This window comes from Vibrio pectenicida, assembly GCA_024347015.1.
Lineage (GTDB): Bacteria > Pseudomonadota > Gammaproteobacteria > Enterobacterales > Vibrionaceae > Vibrio > Vibrio pectenicida.
In genome coordinates this window covers 2,076,398-2,094,972 of the sequence record AP024889.1, presented here as the reverse complement: position 1 = coordinate 2,094,972, position 18,575 = coordinate 2,076,398, and the positions used below count along the sequence as shown (strand labels likewise).

At 42.0% G+C, this 18,575-nt stretch carries 14 protein-coding genes; 7 read left to right on the top strand and 7 right to left on the bottom strand.

Annotated features, from left to right (window positions below):
• The first annotated feature begins 47 nt into the window (after window positions 1-47).
• The 3 genes from oppD (at window position 48) to OCV27_RS09665 (ending at window position 3,079) form a co-directional block, all read left to right on the top strand.
• A complete protein-coding gene (oppD, locus tag OCV27_RS09675; RefSeq protein ID WP_185759780.1) occupies window positions 48-1,019 on the top strand; it encodes an ABC transporter ATP-binding protein in 972 nt (323 codons plus the stop codon).
• Window positions 998-2,008: a murein tripeptide/oligopeptide ABC transporter ATP binding protein OppF gene (gene oppF / locus OCV27_RS09670; protein ID WP_125321169.1), complete on the top strand. Its 1,011-nt coding sequence runs from the start codon at window positions 998-1,000 to the stop codon at window positions 2,006-2,008. Before oppD ends, oppF begins: the two co-directional genes overlap by 22 nt.
• 126 nt (window positions 2,009-2,134) lie before the next feature.
• Window positions 2,135-3,079 (top strand): glutathione S-transferase family protein, encoded by a 945-nt coding sequence (locus tag OCV27_RS09665; protein ID WP_125321125.1) that lies wholly within the window; start codon window positions 2,135-2,137, stop codon window positions 3,077-3,079.
• Here the strand turns inward: OCV27_RS09665 and OCV27_RS09660 are convergent.
• The 3 genes from OCV27_RS09660 to OCV27_RS09650 all read right to left on the bottom strand — a co-directional run bounded on the left by OCV27_RS09660 (window position 3,076) and on the right by OCV27_RS09650 (window position 7,638).
• Window positions 3,076-4,089 carry a GGDEF domain-containing protein gene (locus tag OCV27_RS09660; protein WP_125321127.1) on the bottom strand — a complete coding sequence of 338 codons (1,014 nt, stop codon included), beginning with the start codon at window positions 4,087-4,089 and terminating at the stop codon, window positions 3,076-3,078. The two genes, OCV27_RS09665 and OCV27_RS09660, sit on opposite strands and share 4 nt — an antisense overlap.
• Window positions 4,090-4,179: 90 nt before the next feature.
• Window positions 4,180-6,324 carry a phosphate acetyltransferase gene (gene pta, locus OCV27_RS09655; RefSeq protein WP_125321129.1) on the bottom strand — a complete coding sequence of 715 codons (2,145 nt, stop codon included), beginning with the start codon at window positions 6,322-6,324 and terminating at the stop codon, window positions 4,180-4,182.
• Window positions 6,325-6,441: 117 nt separating this feature from the next.
• Window positions 6,442-7,638: an acetate kinase gene (locus OCV27_RS09650; protein WP_125321131.1), complete on the bottom strand. Its 1,197-nt coding sequence runs from the start codon at window positions 7,636-7,638 to the stop codon at window positions 6,442-6,444.
• A gap of 346 nt (window positions 7,639-7,984) precedes the next feature.
• On the opposite strand from OCV27_RS09650, the gene yfbV reads away from it, so the two are divergent.
• Window positions 7,985-8,437, top strand: coding sequence for a terminus macrodomain insulation protein YfbV (gene yfbV, locus OCV27_RS09645; RefSeq protein WP_125321132.1), 453 nt, complete (start codon window positions 7,985-7,987; stop codon window positions 8,435-8,437).
• 77 nt (window positions 8,438-8,514) lie between these two features.
• Here the strand turns inward: yfbV and ald are convergent, their stop codons facing one another.
• A complete protein-coding gene (gene ald / locus OCV27_RS09640; RefSeq protein WP_125321133.1) occupies window positions 8,515-9,639 on the bottom strand; it encodes an alanine dehydrogenase in 1,125 nt (374 codons plus the stop codon).
• Between the two features lie 174 nt (window positions 9,640-9,813).
• Here ald and lrp point away from each other — a divergent pair, with 174 nt between their 5' ends.
• Window positions 9,814-10,308, top strand: a complete 495-nt coding sequence (gene lrp, locus OCV27_RS09635; protein ID WP_125321135.1) for a leucine-responsive transcriptional regulator Lrp — start codon at window positions 9,814-9,816, stop codon at window positions 10,306-10,308.
• Window positions 10,309-10,503: 195 nt separating this feature from the next.
• Complete coding sequence (locus tag OCV27_RS09630) at window positions 10,504-13,329, top strand: DNA translocase FtsK (protein WP_125321136.1); 2,826 nt, start codon at window positions 10,504-10,506, stop codon at window positions 13,327-13,329.
• A gap of 84 nt (window positions 13,330-13,413) precedes the next feature.
• On the opposite strand, the gene dsbB is transcribed toward OCV27_RS09630, so the two are convergent.
• Window positions 13,414-13,935, bottom strand: coding sequence for a disulfide bond formation protein DsbB (gene dsbB / locus OCV27_RS09625; RefSeq protein ID WP_125321137.1), 522 nt, complete (start codon window positions 13,933-13,935; stop codon window positions 13,414-13,416).
• Between the two features lie 104 nt (window positions 13,936-14,039).
• Window positions 14,040-15,629, bottom strand: coding sequence for a Na(+)/H(+) antiporter NhaB (nhaB, locus tag OCV27_RS09620; RefSeq protein ID WP_125321139.1), 1,590 nt, complete (start codon window positions 15,627-15,629; stop codon window positions 14,040-14,042).
• Between the two features lie 692 nt (window positions 15,630-16,321).
• On the opposite strand from nhaB, the gene fadR reads away from it, so the two are divergent.
• Window positions 16,322-17,161 (top strand): fatty acid metabolism transcriptional regulator FadR, encoded by an 840-nt coding sequence (fadR, locus tag OCV27_RS09615; protein WP_125321141.1) that lies wholly within the window; start codon window positions 16,322-16,324, stop codon window positions 17,159-17,161.
• Between the two features lie 67 nt (window positions 17,162-17,228).
• On the opposite strand, the gene OCV27_RS09610 is transcribed toward fadR, so the two are convergent.
• The gene (locus tag OCV27_RS09610) at window positions 17,229-18,398 is read right to left on the bottom strand and encodes a DUF1887 family protein (RefSeq protein WP_125321143.1); all 1,170 of its coding nucleotides are present in this window, start codon (window positions 18,396-18,398) and stop codon (window positions 17,229-17,231) included.
• Window positions 18,399-18,575 lie beyond the last annotated feature (177 nt).

Here is an 18,575-nt window from a genome sequence, read left to right as displayed (position 1 = left end):
TGAAAAGCACCAAATTATAAGATCTATAAAAGATTAAGGAAGCAATGATGAGCTTGTTAGATGTCAAAGATCTGCGCGTCGAATTCACCACGCAAGATGGTATCGTCACCGCAGTTAATGATTTAAATTTTTCCCTCAATCAAGGGGAAACTCTGGGTATTGTGGGTGAATCCGGATCAGGAAAATCCCAAACCGTGTTCGCTATTATGGGGTTATTGGCAAAAAACGGAATTATCACAGGTAGTGCTAAGTTTGAAGGTAACGAAATTCTTAACTTGCCAGAAAATGCGTTAAATAAAGTGCGCGCTGAGCAGATCGCAATGATATTTCAAGATCCAATGACGTCACTTAACCCTTATATGAAGGTAAGTGACCAGTTGATGGAAGTATTAATGCTGCATAAAGGAATGGGCAAAGCGGAGGCATTTGAAGAGTCTGTTCGCATGCTAGAAGCGGTCAAAATTCCAGAAGCTCGCAAACGTATTACGATGTACCCGCATGAATTTTCAGGGGGCATGCGGCAACGAGTGATGATCGCCATAGCTCTGTTATGTCGGCCTAAACTGTTGATCGCAGATGAGCCAACAACTGCTTTGGATGTAACAGTTCAAGCACAGATAATGGATCTGCTCAATGAGCTGAAAGATGAATTCAATACTGCCATCATCATGATTACTCACGACCTAGGCGTCGTTGCGGGTTCGTGTGACAAGGTTTTGGTTATGTATGCGGGTCGGACGATGGAATATGGTACGGTTGATGAAATATTCTACAACCCAAGTCACCCCTACGCGGAGGGGCTGTTAAAAGCAATCCCTCGATTAGATGCAGAAGGTGAAATATTACCGACTATTCCAGGTAACCCGCCGAACTTACTTCGTCTACCTCAAGGCTGCCCTTATCAAGAGCGTTGTCACCGAGTAATGGATCGTTGTAAGCAAGATGCACCTATTTTGACGCCATTTGGTGATGGCCGTCAGCGTGCGTGTTTTTCCAAATGGGAGGCTTGGGCAGAATGAGCGAAAATAAACCGATATTATTGGATGTAAAAGATCTTAAAGTTCATTTTAGCATTGCGTCAAAATCCGTTTGGCCTTGGAGTAAGCCGTCTAATTTGAAAGCGGTTGATGGCGTCAATGTTCGCCTTTATGAAGGTGAAACACTGGGCGTCGTTGGCGAGTCAGGTTGTGGTAAATCGACGTTTGCACGCGCTATTATTGGGCTGGTAGAAGCGAGCGATGGCGATGTTATGTGGCTTGGACAAGACCTGACCAAAATGCAAGAGGTTCAGCGCCGAGAAACACGTAAAGATATTCAGATGATCTTTCAAGACCCGCTCGCGTCGCTTAATCCGCGCATGACAGTGGGGGATATTATTGCTGAACCATTGGAGACATTTTACCCACAACTGGATGCAGAAGAAATTAAGGACCGCGTCAAAGCCATGATGGCGAAAGTAGGGTTGCTCCCAAATGTCATCAATCGTTACCCTCATGAATTCTCAGGGGGACAATGCCAGCGTATTGGGATTGCGAGAGCACTGATCCTAAAACCTAAAATGATCATCTGTGACGAACCAGTATCGGCTCTGGATGTATCGATTCAGGCTCAGGTTGTTAATCTTTTAAAAGAACTGCAAAAAGAACTCAAACTTTCTTTGGTGTTCATTGCACACGATTTGTCGGTGGTGAAACATATCTCTGATCGTGTGTTGGTCATGTATTTAGGGAATGCGGTTGAGTTGGCGGAGTCCAAAGCGTTGTTTTCCGACCCTAAACATCCCTATACACGTGCATTGATGTCTGCTGTCCCAATCCCAGACCCCAAGCTTGAACGCAGTAAAAAAATTGTCATGTTGGAAGGTGATTTACCTTCTCCAATGAACCCTCCTTCAGGTTGTGTTTTCCGTACTCGGTGCCCGCAAGCCAATGAGGCATGTGCGAGTACCAAACCGACTATCCAAGGTAATGATGTTCATGCGGTTTCCTGTTTACATGTCAGTATGTAACGCCTCTTAGCGCCATAGAGCAAAGCGAAACTTCAAATAATTCGAACAACAAAGCCAACTTCTTCCTCTTCAGATTAAGTTGGCTTTTTTTATACTCGAAACAACTATCGTTTTTAAGGTGAAATTATGGGTAAGTTGGTTGAAGGTATATGGCAAGACATTTGGTATGATACCAAGTCAAGCAATGGGAAGTTTGTCCGAGAAGATGCGGGGTTTCGCCACTGGATCAAAAATCATCCTGAATCTAGCTTTATTCCAGAATCAGGACGTTATCACTTATATGTGTCACTTGCTTGCCCATGGGCACACCGAACTTTGATCTTTCGTAAACTTAAACAACTCGAAAAACACATCGAGGTTACTGTGGTCAGTCCTGACATGATGGATCAAGGTTGGACAATGGCGATACCTGAGCCTTTGTTTGGTCACACCCGATTACATCAAATGTATACCCAGGCTCAAAATAACTATACAGGGAGAGTTACAGTTCCTGTATTGTGGGACAAAACTCATCAAACGATTGTGAGTAATGAGTCAGCCGACATCATTCGGATATTCAATACTGAGTTTAACAACATTACGCACAATCGTGATGATTACTATCCTAAAGAGCATCAGTTAGCTATCGAGGAGTGGAATACTTATATATATTCCAGTATTAATAATGGGGTTTACCGTTGTGGTTTTGCCACAACTCAGGAGGCCTATGAAGAAGCTTTTGATAACCTATTCAATGCACTTGACCGCCTTGATAGCCACTTAGCGACCAAGCGTTATCTTATTGGTGATGTTTTGACGGAAGCTGATTGGCGGCTTTTCACTACCTTGATCCGATTTGATGCTGTCTATGTAGGTCACTTTAAATGCAATAAAAAAAGAATCGCTGATTACGCCAATCTTCATGGATATATGAAAGAACTTTATCAAATAAAAGGTATTGCTGATACGGTCGACTTCTATCATATCAAGCGTCACTACTATTATAGTCATACTGGCATTAATCCAGTGCAAACTGTACCCAAGGGGCCAGATCTTAGTTTAGATTCTGCTCACGGCAGGGAAGGTATTTAATCAGAAACGGCAACGATTTGATTACGACCTTGATTTTTCGCTTGATACAAAGCGATGTCAGTTTCTTTCATTGTGTCATCGATAGCAACCCTGCCATCTTTGACAATCAGTTTGCTCAAACCGCCGCTAAGAGTTACGTATAAGCTATTTTCTGAAATTGGGATAGCCGTTTTACTCAACCCAGATCTGACTTCATTAGCCATTTCGAGCGCTTGCTCTATGTTGTCTGATGAGAAAATTACACAAAATTCTTCACCACCGACTCTGTAGAGAGATTCTTTGCCTAGAAAATGAGTAATACTGTGAGAGACAGCTTTAAGAACTTCATCTCCAGCTGCGTGTCCATGAGTGTCGTTGACCTGTTTAAAGTGATCTAGATCGAAGTGAATTAAAAAATGATCTCGAATAAATTCATGGTTATTGGCGGTATCATTTTCTAACGCTAATCGATTTTTGGCACCGGTTAATGGATCTAATAACGCAGCATTACTTAGTTCGGTTCTTATCTTTGTTTGAACATCTTCATGTACAAAAGAGATTGCCCAAATGAGAAAGTAGGGAATGGTAAAGTTAAACAGAGTATAGGCAGTCGAGTTAACAAGGGGAGGGTATGAAGCGAGAATGAAGACGGCAGTAATATAGAAAACCAAGGTTGCCAGAGAAGCGGCAAAGCGGTTAAAGAATATATGGTAAAGCGCTGGAAAGCATAAGGCCCAGAACACGAGAACAGAGTAGCCACCTGCAAAGGCGAGACTGTATGTGAGAATAGCAGTGAGACCTGCTATTAAAAGAACGGAGTGCCAAGGCCTATGTCGGCCATACTGAATGGATAAAAAAATATAGATGCAAGCCAGTGAATAGATGGAATCTATAAGGCCAAATTTTGGCAAATCCCACAAAAAGAAGTTGGTAATGGTAAATCCAGTTCCTATCGCTGCTAAGAAGAAGCTGGTGATCTTAAGGACATTCTGTTCAAGAGAAGCTTGTGAACTGAGTAAGTTAGATCGCATTTTAAACCCCAAACAGTTGTTTTGGGTAAAGTGTAGCAATAAAAAAAAAGCAGTTGCGATAGCAACTGCTTTTTCATAGAAATAACCAGCTTAGTTGTGCTCTTGATCTGCTTGTATTGCAGTCAGCGCTATAGTGTAGACAATGTCATCGACGAGTGCACCGCGTGACAGGTCGTTAACTGGCTTACGCATGCCTTGTAGCATTGGCCCAATAGAAACAAGGTCTGCGCTACGTTGAACGGCTTTGTAAGTTGTGTTGCCGGTATTTAGGTCTGGGAATACAAATACCGTCGCTTTGCCTGCAACAGGTGAATTAGGTGCTTTAGATGCTGCTACGTTTTCCATAATTGCAGCGTCATATTGCAAAGGACCGTCGATGATCAGATCTGGGCGTTTCTTTTTTGCTAACTTGGTAGCTTCACGCACTTTATCTACATCCGCTCCTTTACCTGATTCACCAGTAGAGTATGAAATCATAGCTACACGTGGCTCTATTCCAAAAGCAGTGGCAGAGTCAGCTGATTGAATAGCGATTTCTGCTAGTTGTTCCGCGGTCGGATCTGGATTAATTGCACAGTCACCATACACTAGCACCTGATCTGGTAGAAGCATAAAGAACACTGACGATACAATGGATGCGTTTGGTGCAGTTTTGATGATTTGGAATGGTGGAACGATAGTATTGGCTGTCGTGTGAACTGCACCAGAGACTAATCCATCAACTTCTTCATTTTCAAGCATCATAGTGCCTAAAAATACAGAATCTTGTAGCTTTTCTCGGGCTACTACTTCTGTCATGCCTTTTGTGCCTCGCAACTCAACCAAACGGGCGACATAGTTTTCTCGGATGGCTTCTGCATCTATAATCTGCACACCAGTACTGAGCTCAACACCTTGCTGTTCTGCAACCCGTTTGATTTCTTTTGGATTACCCAGAAGTACACATTCTGCAATTCCACGCTCAGCACAAATAGCGGCTGCTTTAACTGTTCGTGGTTCATCGCCTTCAGGAAGCACAATACGTTTAGCGGCTTTACGAGCAAACTCAGTTAATTGATAACGGAAAGCTGGAGGGCTCAATCGGCGGGACTTTTTCGTCCCTTCTGTCATAGATTCGATCCAGTTACCATCAATATGACCAGCAACGTGCTCATTGATAAACTCGATACGCTCTTTATCGTCGGCTGGAACTTCGATACTAAAGCTCTGCAGGTTTAGCGAGGTTTGCCAAGTATTACCCTGTGCTTTAAAAATTGGTAGACCCGAGTCAAACGCAGGTTTGCAAAGACCAGTAATTGAGTCAGGGATATCATAGCCGCCAGTTAGTAATACCGCACCAATATCGACCCCATTCATTGCGGCAAGTGCAGCCGCAACAATAACGTCTGGGCGATCTGCAGAGGTAACCAATAAAGAGCCAGGTTTAAAGTGCTCAATCATATTAGGCAAAGAGCGAGCGCAGAAGGTGATGCTTTTGATTCGACGGGTGTTGATATCACCCTGGTTGATGATGTCAGCTTTCATGTGTTTTGCCATATCAATTGCACGGGTAGCAATCAGGTCAATACTCCATGGAACACAGCCAAGTACACGAATAGGTGAAGTGTTAAAAATTTCCATCACCTTCATTTCATTTTGCTGCGCGCTGTCTGCATCATCGAAAATTTCAGAAAGGTCTGGACGTGTGCGTCCAGCATCATCCACAGGAGCATTAAGCTTATTAATAATAACGCCTGAGATGTTCTTGTTCTTAGTACCACCAAAGTTTGAGCACGCAACTTCAATGCGTTCTTTTAGCTGTGCAGGGTTATCTGTACCTGGCGTTGCAACGAGAACAATTTCTGCACCAAGTGTAGCAGCAATCTCTGCATTGACTTGGTTAGCAAATGGATGTTTTCGTGTTGGGACTAACCCTTCAATTAAAGTAACATCTGCATCTTTATTGATTTGATTGTAGCGCTCGACAATAGTTTCGAGTAGCTCATCCATGTTGTCGTTGCCAATCATATGCTCTGTAACTGACATGGCCAATGACTGTCCAATTTTCATGTCGCTATTGTGAGCAACTATGGTGGAAGTCAGATCGGGTTGGTCGCCACCTGAACGAGGTTGACAAATGGGTTTATAAAAAGAAACTTTAACGCCCTTACGTTCCATAGCACGTAGAACACCCATGCTGACGCTGGTAAGGCCGACTCCTGCGCTAGCAGGGATAAGCATAATAGTACGAGACATTCGTAGAATACCTTTTGCTATTTATATCAAAGCTTAACTCTTATTCCTCTTGATTGAATAGGAGTTAAGCCCCTAAAAAGAACATCGGCTGACTTAAAAGTCAGCCGATGAAGTTATTTAAAGACTCGCTAAGCGTGCTGTATCTTCAGCGATTACTAGCTCCTCGTTGGTGGAAATAACCATCGCTGGGATTCTACTGCTGTTAGTAGTGATAGTTCCTTCGCCACCGAAACGAGCTTTAAGGTTAGCTTGTGAGTCTACTTCGATACCAAATACGCCTAGTCGGTTCAAAACCATTTCACGGATCGGGCCAGAGTTCTCGCCAATGCCACCTGTGAATATGATTGCATCTAATCGGCCTTCAAGTGTAGCCGTATAACCTGCTACATATTTTGCTAAGCGGTGACAAAATACATCCATAGCACGTGTCGCTTCTTCTTTGGTGCCATAGTTGTCTTCAACAAAACGACAATCTGATGTTACTTCGGTCAGTCCAGCTAGCCCAGACTCTTTGGTTAACATGGTGTTGATTTTATCTACTGAGTAACCAAGTGTATCATGTAGATGGAAAATGATTGCTGGATCGATATCACCACAACGTGTTCCCATGACTAAGCCTTCAAGAGGAGTTAGGCCCATAGAAGTATCGACTGATTTTCCATTCTTTATTGCACACACTGAAGCACCATTGCCAAGGTGACAGTTAATTATGTTTAGTTCAGTTTCTGGTTTGTCTAAACGACTCGCGGCTTCACGAGCAATGAAAAGATGAGAGGTACCATGCATGCCGTAACGGCGAATACCGTGTGTTTTGTATAAGTCATATGGAAGAGCATATAAATAAGCCTCTTCAGGCATTGATTGATGGTAAGCGGTATCAAAAACAGCAGCCATTGGTAGATTAGGGAAAGCTTTTTGAGCAGCTTTAATACCTATTATAGCTGCTGGATTATGAAGTGGTGCAAGTGTTGCACAGTCTTCAATTCCCTGTAAAACATCATTGTTAATCAGTGCAGATTGGGTGAATTTTTCTCCACCATGTACAACTCGATGACCAATAGCTTTGAGCTGCTGGGCAAGTTCTGGCTTGGAAGTAAGGATAGTTTCAACGATGAATGAAAGAGCTTCATCGTGCGCTGCGCCTTCACCTAGTTGAGCTTCATGCTTACCATCAAGTTTCCATTTTATACGAGCTTCTGGAAGATGAAGACATTCAGCGAGACCTGTTAAGTGCTCGTTACCGTTTTTGGCATCGACAATAGCAAACTTAAGGGAAGAACTACCGCAGTTTAAAACTAAAACCAGCTTAGACATGAGTGGCTACCTGTAATAATCAGTTAGAATAAAAATCAATCAAAAGAATAGACGACGCTCGATAAGCTGCGTACTAATCTTGAGTAAAAAGTCAATTTCCATATTTAATGACAGTAGTGAAATCGTTCACTGCTCGCGCATCCACTGCAGAAGGGTCTCGATAGTTGCTTAAATGGTAAATAACAGCAACAATGAGAGAGTAGGCCTGTAAAGGATAACGATAATGGCCAATAATAACAAAAAAATTTGAAATAATATTAATTTTTGTCAATTTATTGCGGATTAATTTTAATTATTAAAATTTTTTTTGGCTATTGTGGGTAGGTTAGTGTAGTGAGAGAGCCCTATGAGTAACAAAGTCAGTTTAGTGCATAACCTCCGGGATGGACAAAAGTATATGGATGCTTGGCCTATACGCAAGGAACTCAATTTTATGTTCCCTGAACAGCGCATTATTAAAGCCACCAAATATGGGGTAAAAGTCATGCCCGCTATCGCGGCGATAAGTGTGTTGACGCAGATGGCGTTCAATAACTATCAATCTATGCCTCAGGCTGTCATTATCGCCTTGTTTGCGATAAGCCTTCCAATTCAGGGAATGTGGTGGCTTGGTAGTCGTGCGAATACGCAACTTCCACCAGCATTGGCTGGCTGGTATAGAGAAATACACCAAAAGATCGCTGAAAGTGGTTTTGCTTTGGAGCCAATGAAAAACAGGCCAAGATACAAAGAATTAGCACAAATCCTCAACCGTGCATTTCGCCAGCTTGACAAAAGCTCGTTAGAGCGATGGTTTTAGGCTTCAGAATTGGACATTTCGCCGATTAAAAAAGCGCGCACCGAAGTGAGCGCTTTTTTGTTATGTGTTGCCTAAGACTAGTTGAACATCTCAATGGCACTGGCAGGCTCAATGTACTCAAGTTTAAAGCTTTCAGCGACTTCTTTACAAGTTACTTTACCATGAATAACGTTCAGTCCTTCTAAGAACCCCTTATCTTCAAGAAGAGCCTCACGATAGCCCTTGTTCGCGAGCTTAACAATATAAGGCAGGGTGGCATTGTTTAGCGCGAATGTTGAAGTACGTGCAACAGCTCCAGGCATATTGGCAACACAGTAGTGGACTACGTCATCAATAATATAAGTTGGATCTGCATGCGTTGTCGCGTGAGAAGTTTCAAAACAGCCGCCTTGGTCGATCGCTACGTCAACCACAGCCGCTCCAGGTTTCATTTTAGCAATGTGTTCTTTAGTTACTAATTTAGGTGCTGCAGCACCTGGAATAAGTACTGCGCCGATAACAAGGTCTGCATCTAATACGTGTTTTTCGATTGCATCTTCAGTTGAGTAAACTACTTTTGCTCGGCCTTGGAACTCTTCATCTAAGCGACGTAGTGTATCAAGATTACGATCTAAAATAGTCACATCAGCACGAAGACCTACAGCCATACGAGCAGCATTAGCACCGACTACACCTCCGCCGACAACCACGATTTTTGCAGGCTCAACGCCAGGAACGCCACCAAGAAGAAGACCACGGCCCCCGTGAGACTTTTCTAAAGTTTGTGCGCCAGCTTGGATAGACATGCGACCTGCCACCTCAGACATTGGTGCAAGTAGTGGTAAGCGACCCATATTATCTGTTACAGTCTCATAGGCTATACAGACAGCTTTGCTCTTGATTAACTCTTCGGTTTGTGGAAAATCTGGTGCTAGGTGCAAATAGGTGAATAATATTTGCCCTTCACGGAGCATTGCGCGCTCAACAGCTTGAGGTTCTTTAACTTTTACGATCATATCTGCTTGCGAAAAAACGTCAGCAGCGGTAGGAAGAATGGATGCGCCTACAGAGATGTAATCATCGTCGGAAAAACCGATACCTGAACCGGCATTGGTTTCGACAAAAACCTGGTGACCTTGAGATATTAGTTCGCGAACGCTAGCTGGGATCATTCCAACTCGGTACTCATGGTTTTTGATTTCCTTAGGTACGCCAATGATCATCCTGACTCCTCATTTTATATTGGTTGTATTAACTATAATGGTTGTATTCACTATGTGTAGGGTAATTCTATCGAATTAATATCTAGTATAGATACGATTGAATAAAATTTGATACTGAATATTAAAAAGTTGTAGTATATTTTTTTGCAAGGAAGTAATAAGGTGGAATAAAAAATGGCAGACAACAATAAGAAGCCGTCTAAGGATCTTGACCGCATCGATCGCAACATTCTAAATGAATTGCAAAAGGATGGTCGTATTTCAAACGTTGAACTGTCTAAACGAGTTGGCCTTTCGCCAACGCCATGTTTAGAACGTGTTCGCCGTTTGGAGCGTCAAGGGTACATAACGGGCTACACAGCCTTGCTCAATCCGCAGTTTCTCGATGCGTCACTATTGGTTTTTGTTGAAATTACGTTAAATCGTGGTGCACCAGATGTGTTTGAACAGTTTAATGTAGCAGTGCAGAAGCTTGACGATATTCAGGAATGTCATTTAGTTTCAGGTGATTTTGACTACCTGCTAAAGACTCGAGTTTCGGATATGAGTGCATACCGAAAACTTCTTGGTGATACGCTTTTAAGACTTCCTGGAGTTAATGACACGCGCACTTATGTCGTTATGGAAGAGGTGAAGCAAACAAATCAATTAGTGATTAAAACCCGCTAAGCTATATGTATTAGCGAAGGCCTTTCGGTATTCTGACTTAAGGCAATTGGGTTTTTAGTCCTAATATGATTAAATCAATAGTCCGAGGGGCGTGGCTTCTCGGACTATTTTTTTTCTTACTGTACTGGCTAGTGATAGTTTGCCACAAATGAGTGGCGTACCAAGAGTTAGTACCAAGCATTTGATAAGTGAGTTATGTTCAAAGACAACAAAAACAAAGTTGAAACCATAATTAAAACTGGAGATGAGTTACAGCCGTCACGTCTTGATGCTCCTCAGCGCCTCAAAGAGTGCAGCTTTATTGTTAGTGTATTGACTTCTATTTTGTTGTCGGTGGCATTACTTACTTTTAATCCAGCAGACCCATCTTGGTCACAGACAGCGTGGGGAGATGATATCCATAATGCAGGTGGTATTGTGGGAGCATGGTTAGCAGATACTCTGTTTTTTACCTTTGGTTCTTTGGCCTACCCAATACCTATTATTGCTGCGGTTACGGCTTGGATTGTTTTCAGAAAGCGTGAAGAAGGTGAGTCTATTGATTTACTTTTATGGGGTAGTCGATTACTCGGATTAACTGTGTTGATTATGACCAGTTGCGGGCTTGCGGATATCAATTTTGATGATATCTGGTATTTTTCATCTGGGGGTGTGATAGGCGATGTGTTAACAAGCCTTGCTCTTCCAACATTAAATACTCTTGGAACTACTTTGGTTTTCCTCTTTCTCTGGGGCGCTGGCTTTACACTACTTACAGGAATATCTTGGCTGACAATCGTTGACCAACTTGGTGAGTATACGATTAGCTTGTTAACCGCGGTTACCAACAAACTTCGCGGAGAAAATGATGAGCTAATTGAACCTCAGTTGGTAGATTCGACTGAGCAGTCTAACCTGATTAACGAAGATCCTGAGTTGCTTGAAAGCATAGTACCGGAAAGTAAGGAATTAACGCCGCGTCGATTTAATATCCATATGCCTGAAACTCACAACGAGCCTGTTACGCCAGTGCCAGAAGTGGCTAACTCCTCAATACCTGAGTCTTTAGAGCCAGCATTTTCTGAACATAGTGATCAAGAGCGTACTAAGCAGCTTGACGCCACTATTGAAGAGTTAGAAGCTGCAGCGCAATATGATGATGATTTTGCAGCTCAAGAAAGTATCAATGATCTTGCAACTGCAAAAGATGCCGATGAGGTTACTCAAACCACTAGGATACAGAATCAAACAACCTCTATTGATAGTGAACATGAGGTCGGCATTAAGTCTGAATATCCCCATATTGAGCCCGTTAAATTTGAACAAATAGTTTCTAATACCGAGCTAGAAGTCCAAGAGCCGATTATTTCAACGTTTGATGTGGCTGAAGAAGAGGCATGTATAGTAGATACTGCTCCGCAAGTTAACGCAAGCGATGAAGATTCGATGGCATTTCAAACTATTGTTGCACAAGCACAATCAAAGGTTGTAGCGCAGCAAAACCCTTTTCTCGTTCAGAAAGAAATCAATTTGCCTAAGCCTTTAGAACCAATGCCGACTCTTGAGCTTCTTTATCACCCTGAAAAACGTGAAAACTTTATTGATCGTCAAGCGCTTGAAGATATTGCAAGGCTTGTTGAGTCCAAACTTGCAGATTACAAGATTAAAGCGGAAGTGGTGGGCATATTCCCAGGGCCTGTGATTACACGATTTGAACTTGATTTAGCACCTGGGGTAAAGGTAAGCCGTATTTCTGGATTATCTATGGATTTAGCACGTTCGCTTTCTGCTCTGGCTGTCAGAGTGGTGGAGGTTATTCCAGGTAAACCCTATGTTGGGCTTGAATTACCGAACATGAGTCGCCAGACCGTTTATTTTTCCGATGTTGTTGCCAGTTCCCAGTTTATTGATGCTAAGTCTCCAACTACGGTAGTACTTGGGGAAGATATTGCCGGAGAAGCCGTTGTTGCTGATTTGTCAAAAATGCCTCATGTATTGGTGGCTGGAACCACAGGTTCTGGTAAATCAGTTGGTGTGAATGTAATGATTCTTAGCATGCTTTATAAAGCTTCCCCCGAAGATGTTCGCTTCATTATGATTGACCCCAAAATGCTTGAACTTTCGGTCTATGAGGGGATTCCTCACCTACTATCTGAAGTTGTGACAGATATGAAAGATGCTTCTAACGCCTTACGTTGGTGTGTAGGTGAAATGGAGCGTCGCTACAAATTGATGTCGGCGCTTGGGGTTAGAAATATTAAAGGGTTCAATGATAAATTGAAATTGGCGGCTGAAGCTGGCCATCCAATTCATGATCCCCTTTGGCAAGCAGGTGATAGCATGGACGAGCTCCCACCTTTACTTGAAAAGCTACCATACATTGTTGTTATCGTTGATGAGTTTGCTGATTTGATGATGGTGGTAGGTAAGAAAGTTGAAGAACTCATAGCCCGGCTAGCTCAAAAAGCTCGGGCTGCTGGTATTCATTTGATCTTGGCTACGCAACGGCCTTCGGTTGATGTGATTACTGGTTTGATAAAAGCAAATATTCCAACTCGTGTTGCCTTTACTGTGTCTACGAAAGTTGATTCTAGGACCATTTTGGATCAAGGCGGAGCCGAGTCCTTATTAGGGATGGGTGATATGCTCTATCTCCCTCCTGGTTCTAGTCATACAGTGCGTGTTCATGGTGCATTTGCATCAGATGATGATGTACATGCCGTGGTTAATAACTGGAAGGCTCGTGGTAAACCTAACTACATAGATGAAATTACCCATGGTGACCAAGGGCCAGAAGCTCTATTACCAGGTGAAAAATCAGAAGGCGAAGAGGAAATGGATCCTCTGTTTGACCAAGTTGTTGAGCATGTTGTTCAATCTCGTAGAGGTTCAGTGTCTGGTGTTCAGAGACGTTTTAAAATAGGTTACAATCGTGCTGCAAGAATTGTTGAACAATTAGAGGCTCAAGGCATAGTGAGTGCTCCTGGGCATAATGGTAATCGTGAAGTACTGGCACCAGCCCCAGGGCGAGAAGTGAACTAGGAAATTAAACAGAATTTACCCAGTAAAAAGCAAGAGCAGTTCAGCTCTTGCTTTTTTTTGTTCTGGTATTTATCAGTGGAGGCGCTATTTTTTACCGCTGGTAAACTGAGCAAGCACAATAAAGGCTAATGCTATCAAATTTCCAGCAAAGATCACTACTAACCACTGTGGCATTGATAAACCCAAAAACTGCCACACAATTTCACTGCAGTCGCCATAGGCTTCAAATAGCCATGGAGCCCATTGGTTGATAGGGGCCCAGGCTGGGAAGGTGACAAACAGATCGCAAGTTGCAAAAGGAGAGGGGTTAAATTGGTAGTCAACGTGCTCTAATGCCAAAATAAGCCCTTTATAAGCACCAGCTCCCCATGCGGTGAGACCTAGCCATCGGAATAAAGAGTGTTGAGGTGCTATTAAACCAATGATTGCAGCACCACCAACAGCAAACATGGCGACTCGCTCATAAATACACATAACACAAGGTGATAGCTGCATTATATGCTGGAAGAATAGGGCGCTTGCTTCAAAAAAAATGACCGAAAGTAGTAATAACAGCCAAGAAAGCCGAGTTTTAGAAAAGATGTTTAGAGTGCAAAGAATGTTCACAGATTTATCCTGTTGTAAAAGTTTCGCGTTCAACCAAAACTTTTATTTGTAGTGATCAAAGGTCATTTATCTTTGAGTAGTAGTATGTTGCTGAACCGTAAAAATTAGTGGCCATCCGATATTGCTCGGACTGGTACACCAGTATGTTGGACAATCCAGCCTAAATCATAGAACCAAGCTGTCATTGGTTCGACTAAAAAGATGATACCAGCAAGGCCTACTAGTGTTAGCACTATGGTGTAGGGTAACGCCATGATTACCATGCGACTATATGATAGGCGAATTAATGGTGCCAGTGCCGATGTTAGCAAAAACAGAAATGCGGCTTGTCCGTTTGGTGTAGCAACGGAAGGTAAATTTGTCCCCGTATTAATAGCAACAGCGAGTAAATCAAACTGATCACGTGTAATGATGCCCTCCAGTAAAGCTGTCTTGACTTCATTGATATATACTGTACCGACAAAAACATTGTCTGACACCATAGATAACAGCCCATTGGCGATATAGAATAATGCCAACTGAGTGTTTTTATCTTCTACATGAAGCACAGTATCTATCACTGGTTTGAAAAGTTGCTGATCAATAATAACGGCTACGATTGAAAAGAAAACGGCAAGAAGGGCAGTAAAGGGAAGCGCCTCTTCAAATGCTTTGCCAAGAGAGTGTTCCTCAATAACACCTGTGAAAGCTGTAGCAAGAATAATGACAGATAAACCTATCAAGCCTACTGCAGCAAGATGGAAGGCTAAACCTAGGATTAACCAGATTGCAATAACACCCTGAATCCACAGTTTAGCGACATCTTGTTTGGTGCGATTCTTCCGCTCTTGATTGTCAAAATCAACCAAAATCTTACGAACGTTATCAGGTAAGCGGCTGCCATAGCCACATATTTTTAGTTTCTCTACTAAAGCGCTGGTAAGAAGGCCAAACACAAATACGGGAGCAGTAATTGGTAACATACGAATAATGAATTCGCCAAATTGCCAGCTTGCTTGATCGGCAATAATAAGGTTTTGGGGCTCTCCGACCATAGTCATAACACCACCAAGAGCTGTACCTACACCAGCATGCATCAAAAGTGAGCGCAGAAAAGACCGGTAATTTTCCAAATCATCACGAGTTAGCTCACATAAGTGATCGTCTTTGGTATGGTCATGGGAAGCACTAGAACGTATCCCCGATGCGACCTTATGATAAATAGCGTAAAAACCGACTGCCACACTGATAACCACAGCAATCACTGTTAGAGCATCTAGGAATGCAGATAGAAAAGCAGAAGCAAAGCAAAAAGCCACTGATAGTAAACTCTTTGAACGAATACCAAGTAGGATCTTTGTGAATATGAATAGCAGTAATTGCTTCATAAAATAGATGCCAGCGACCATAAAAACTAGCAAAAGTAACACTTCAATATTCGCAACAAGCTCATGTTTTACTTGTTCTGGGCTTGTCATACCGATAGCGATCGCTTCTATGGCAAGTAACCCTCCTGGTTGCAATGGGTAACATTTTAATGCCATGGCGAGGGTAAAGATAAACTCCGCAACGAGCAGCCACCCTGCGACAAAAGGGTCAATAAAGAAAAAAACAAGTGGGTTGATTAGCAGGAATAAAATGATGGTAACTTTATACCAATCTGGTGCTTTGCCTAAGAAATTTTTTATGAAAGCATTCCCGAGTGACATCGGCATGATATTTTTACTCTTAAACGTTGTAATGAATAGACACTTTGGGTGCTTAAAACTGAGCGTCTGGACAACATTTGCTTAGGTTGCTTCTATGTAAAAGATGGATAGATGGCAACAGAAAAATGTTTAAACAGACTTTGTTCAACAGTGACTTAGCGAAAAAGGATGGTTTACCTTGTACTTTTGCTAAATCTTCTCCCTGAGAAAAACAAGCACTCCTTACTTGGGGCGCAACTCTACTCCTCAAGTTAATTTAGTCAATAATAAACACTCTAATGATAAAAACCATAGTGAACTTTTGTTCAAAAACGCGATCCCAGTTGCGTTAAAATGGGGTAAGAGTTGTGAAAAAAAACAATTCATAGTGCCTATAAACTCAGACGCTTAAATACAGTAGCTTATATCACTTAATCTAATCAAATTGTGCCTACTAAGTTGTAAATATGAAAGGATGACCTTAGCCACTAACGCACTATAAAACATAGGATAATGTACTATCCCTTTAGTAAAACTAACTATTAAATGACTTTTGCAATCTATGAACAAACCTATAATTGCATAATTAACATTAGATTCTTTGCTCTATATGAATTTTTACACTTTGTTTGCGATTGTCCGGTTTCCGATACACGAAAACTAGTGGTATGATGAGTAATATTAGACCCTATAAATCAGAATATTGGATAGCTAAATAAATGGTCATTAAGGCAAAGAGCCCAGCAGGCTTTGCAGAAAAATACATCATTGAAAGTATTTGGAAAGGGCGTTTCCCACCAGGTTCTATTCTTCCCGCTGAACGCGAACTTTCTGAACTGATTGGGGTGACTCGTACAACACTTCGTGAAGTACTACAGCGCTTAGCTCGTGACGGTTGGTTAACGATACAGCACGGAAAACCGACTAAAGTTAATCAATTTATGGAAACGTCAGGGCTACATATTCTTGATACCTTGATGACTTTGGATGCAGAAAATGCGACTTCTATTGTAGAAGACTTACTCGCAGCTCGTACAAATATCAGTCCTATATTCATGCGTTATGCTTTTAAAGCGAACAAAGAAAACTCTGAACGTACTATCAGTGGTGTGATTGAATCTTGTGAAAGTCTTCTCGCCTCAGAATCATGGGAAGACTTTATGTCTTCGTCACCATATGCAGAAAAGATTCGGCAGTTTGTCAAAGACGATGGAGAACGTGACGAAGAAAAACGCCATGCTACGTTACTGGCTAAGACTTTCAATTTTTATGACTACATGCTTTTCCAGCGTTTAGCTTTTCATTCAGGGAACCAGATCTATGGTTTGATATTTAATGGACTTAAAAAGCTGTATGATCGCGTTGGTAGTTACTATTTTTCAAATCCTATAGCGAGAGAGTTAGCGCTACAGTTCTACCGTGACTTATTGGAAGTTTGTGAGACGGGGAATCGTGATCGTATTATCGTTATTATCCGGCATTATGGAATCGAAAGTGCTCAGATTTGGAATGAGATGAAGAACTCGCTGCCAACTAATTTTACAGAAGATGATAGCTAATACATGTCTTGACTCATAATAAAAACAGGCCTGCTAGTAGGCCTGTTTTTATTATAAAGCTAGCTGTTTAACCTATATCAGAATCATCATATCCACCAGCCTCTTTATACCAATTCGTCAGATGTGTTTTTAAATCTTTAAGTTCTTCAGGGCCAATTAAGGCTAGTCCTAAATCTTCTGCTCGAGTGATATCGTTATAACGTAGAGGCCTAAAACTGACCAACATAGCCCGGGCTTGTAATCCGCCGAGCAAGTCACGCAAGGATTCTAGTTTGTATAATGTGTCATCACCATCGTCACGCATGCCTTTGGTTTTACATTCAATGATATGTAGTTTGTTATTTGCTACCGAGGCAATATCTAATTCATTGCGAACTTCACGATCTCCAAGTTGGCGGTACACCTGAACATTGAGTGAGTGGTCTTGTATCGTTGGTATGTCTTTCTGTATATCACGCACTGTACTATGTACAAGAGTTTCTAACCACTCACCATTTGAGAATCGGCGAGCGTCTTCATTGGCGAAAGTTAGTATTCCATCTTCATAGTTTGCAATGTCCGCCGCAACTAGGTCGCTTAGAAGCATATTGAGTTCTCGATAGCCTTGTTGTTTTTCTGACAGTTCAACATTAAGCTTTTGCTCTTTTCGGCACGTTGTTGCCAGATAGTTGAGTGTTGCAAGTCCAGGCCCTAACTCAAGAGCATTACTTGCCCATCGTTCACCTAGTTCATAGAGTTTTTGGTCTAGCGGCGCAGGTAATTCTTGGTGGTTAAATTCACCTCGAGCACCAAATACGGTTAGGTAATCATCAATGGTGATTCGATCTTCAAGTTGAGTGTCTTCTTTACCATCAGGGTATAGCCAACATAGTCTATCTGTGTTGGGCTCCACCACAAAAATTGGCCAATGGTATGTACGGAAAATCTCGTACACAGATAGTAGTTGGTGACGAAGGCCACAGCTGGCGTTTAATTTGACTTCTTCGCCACGCACCCTGAGATCATCCGCTAAGATTCCGACCGCACATTTAATTCTTGATGTATTAGCAACGTTCGGGATTTCAAAAAATTCGGCTGTAATGTTTCTTTTGGCCAGAACACTTTGCAACCTTTGATACATGGGTATCTGGTTCTTAACGCCAATGAAAACGATATGATTACTGATAGTGCGGTTATCCAATAAAGGAGTTACCAAACGAATGGGGTCTTGATCAATTATGCCAACATGGACTGCCATATAGTTTCCTCATGATTGGCTTGCAAAATGGTGAGATAGATTTAAGCAAGCCTAACTACCCATATAAAGACAGCGTGCTAAAAAAACAAGAGCGCAGGACGAAATTGACCGATATGTATAGATAATTTGCCTAGCCCTGACAAATCAAGAATTTTAAGTATATGCAAGCTGTTCATC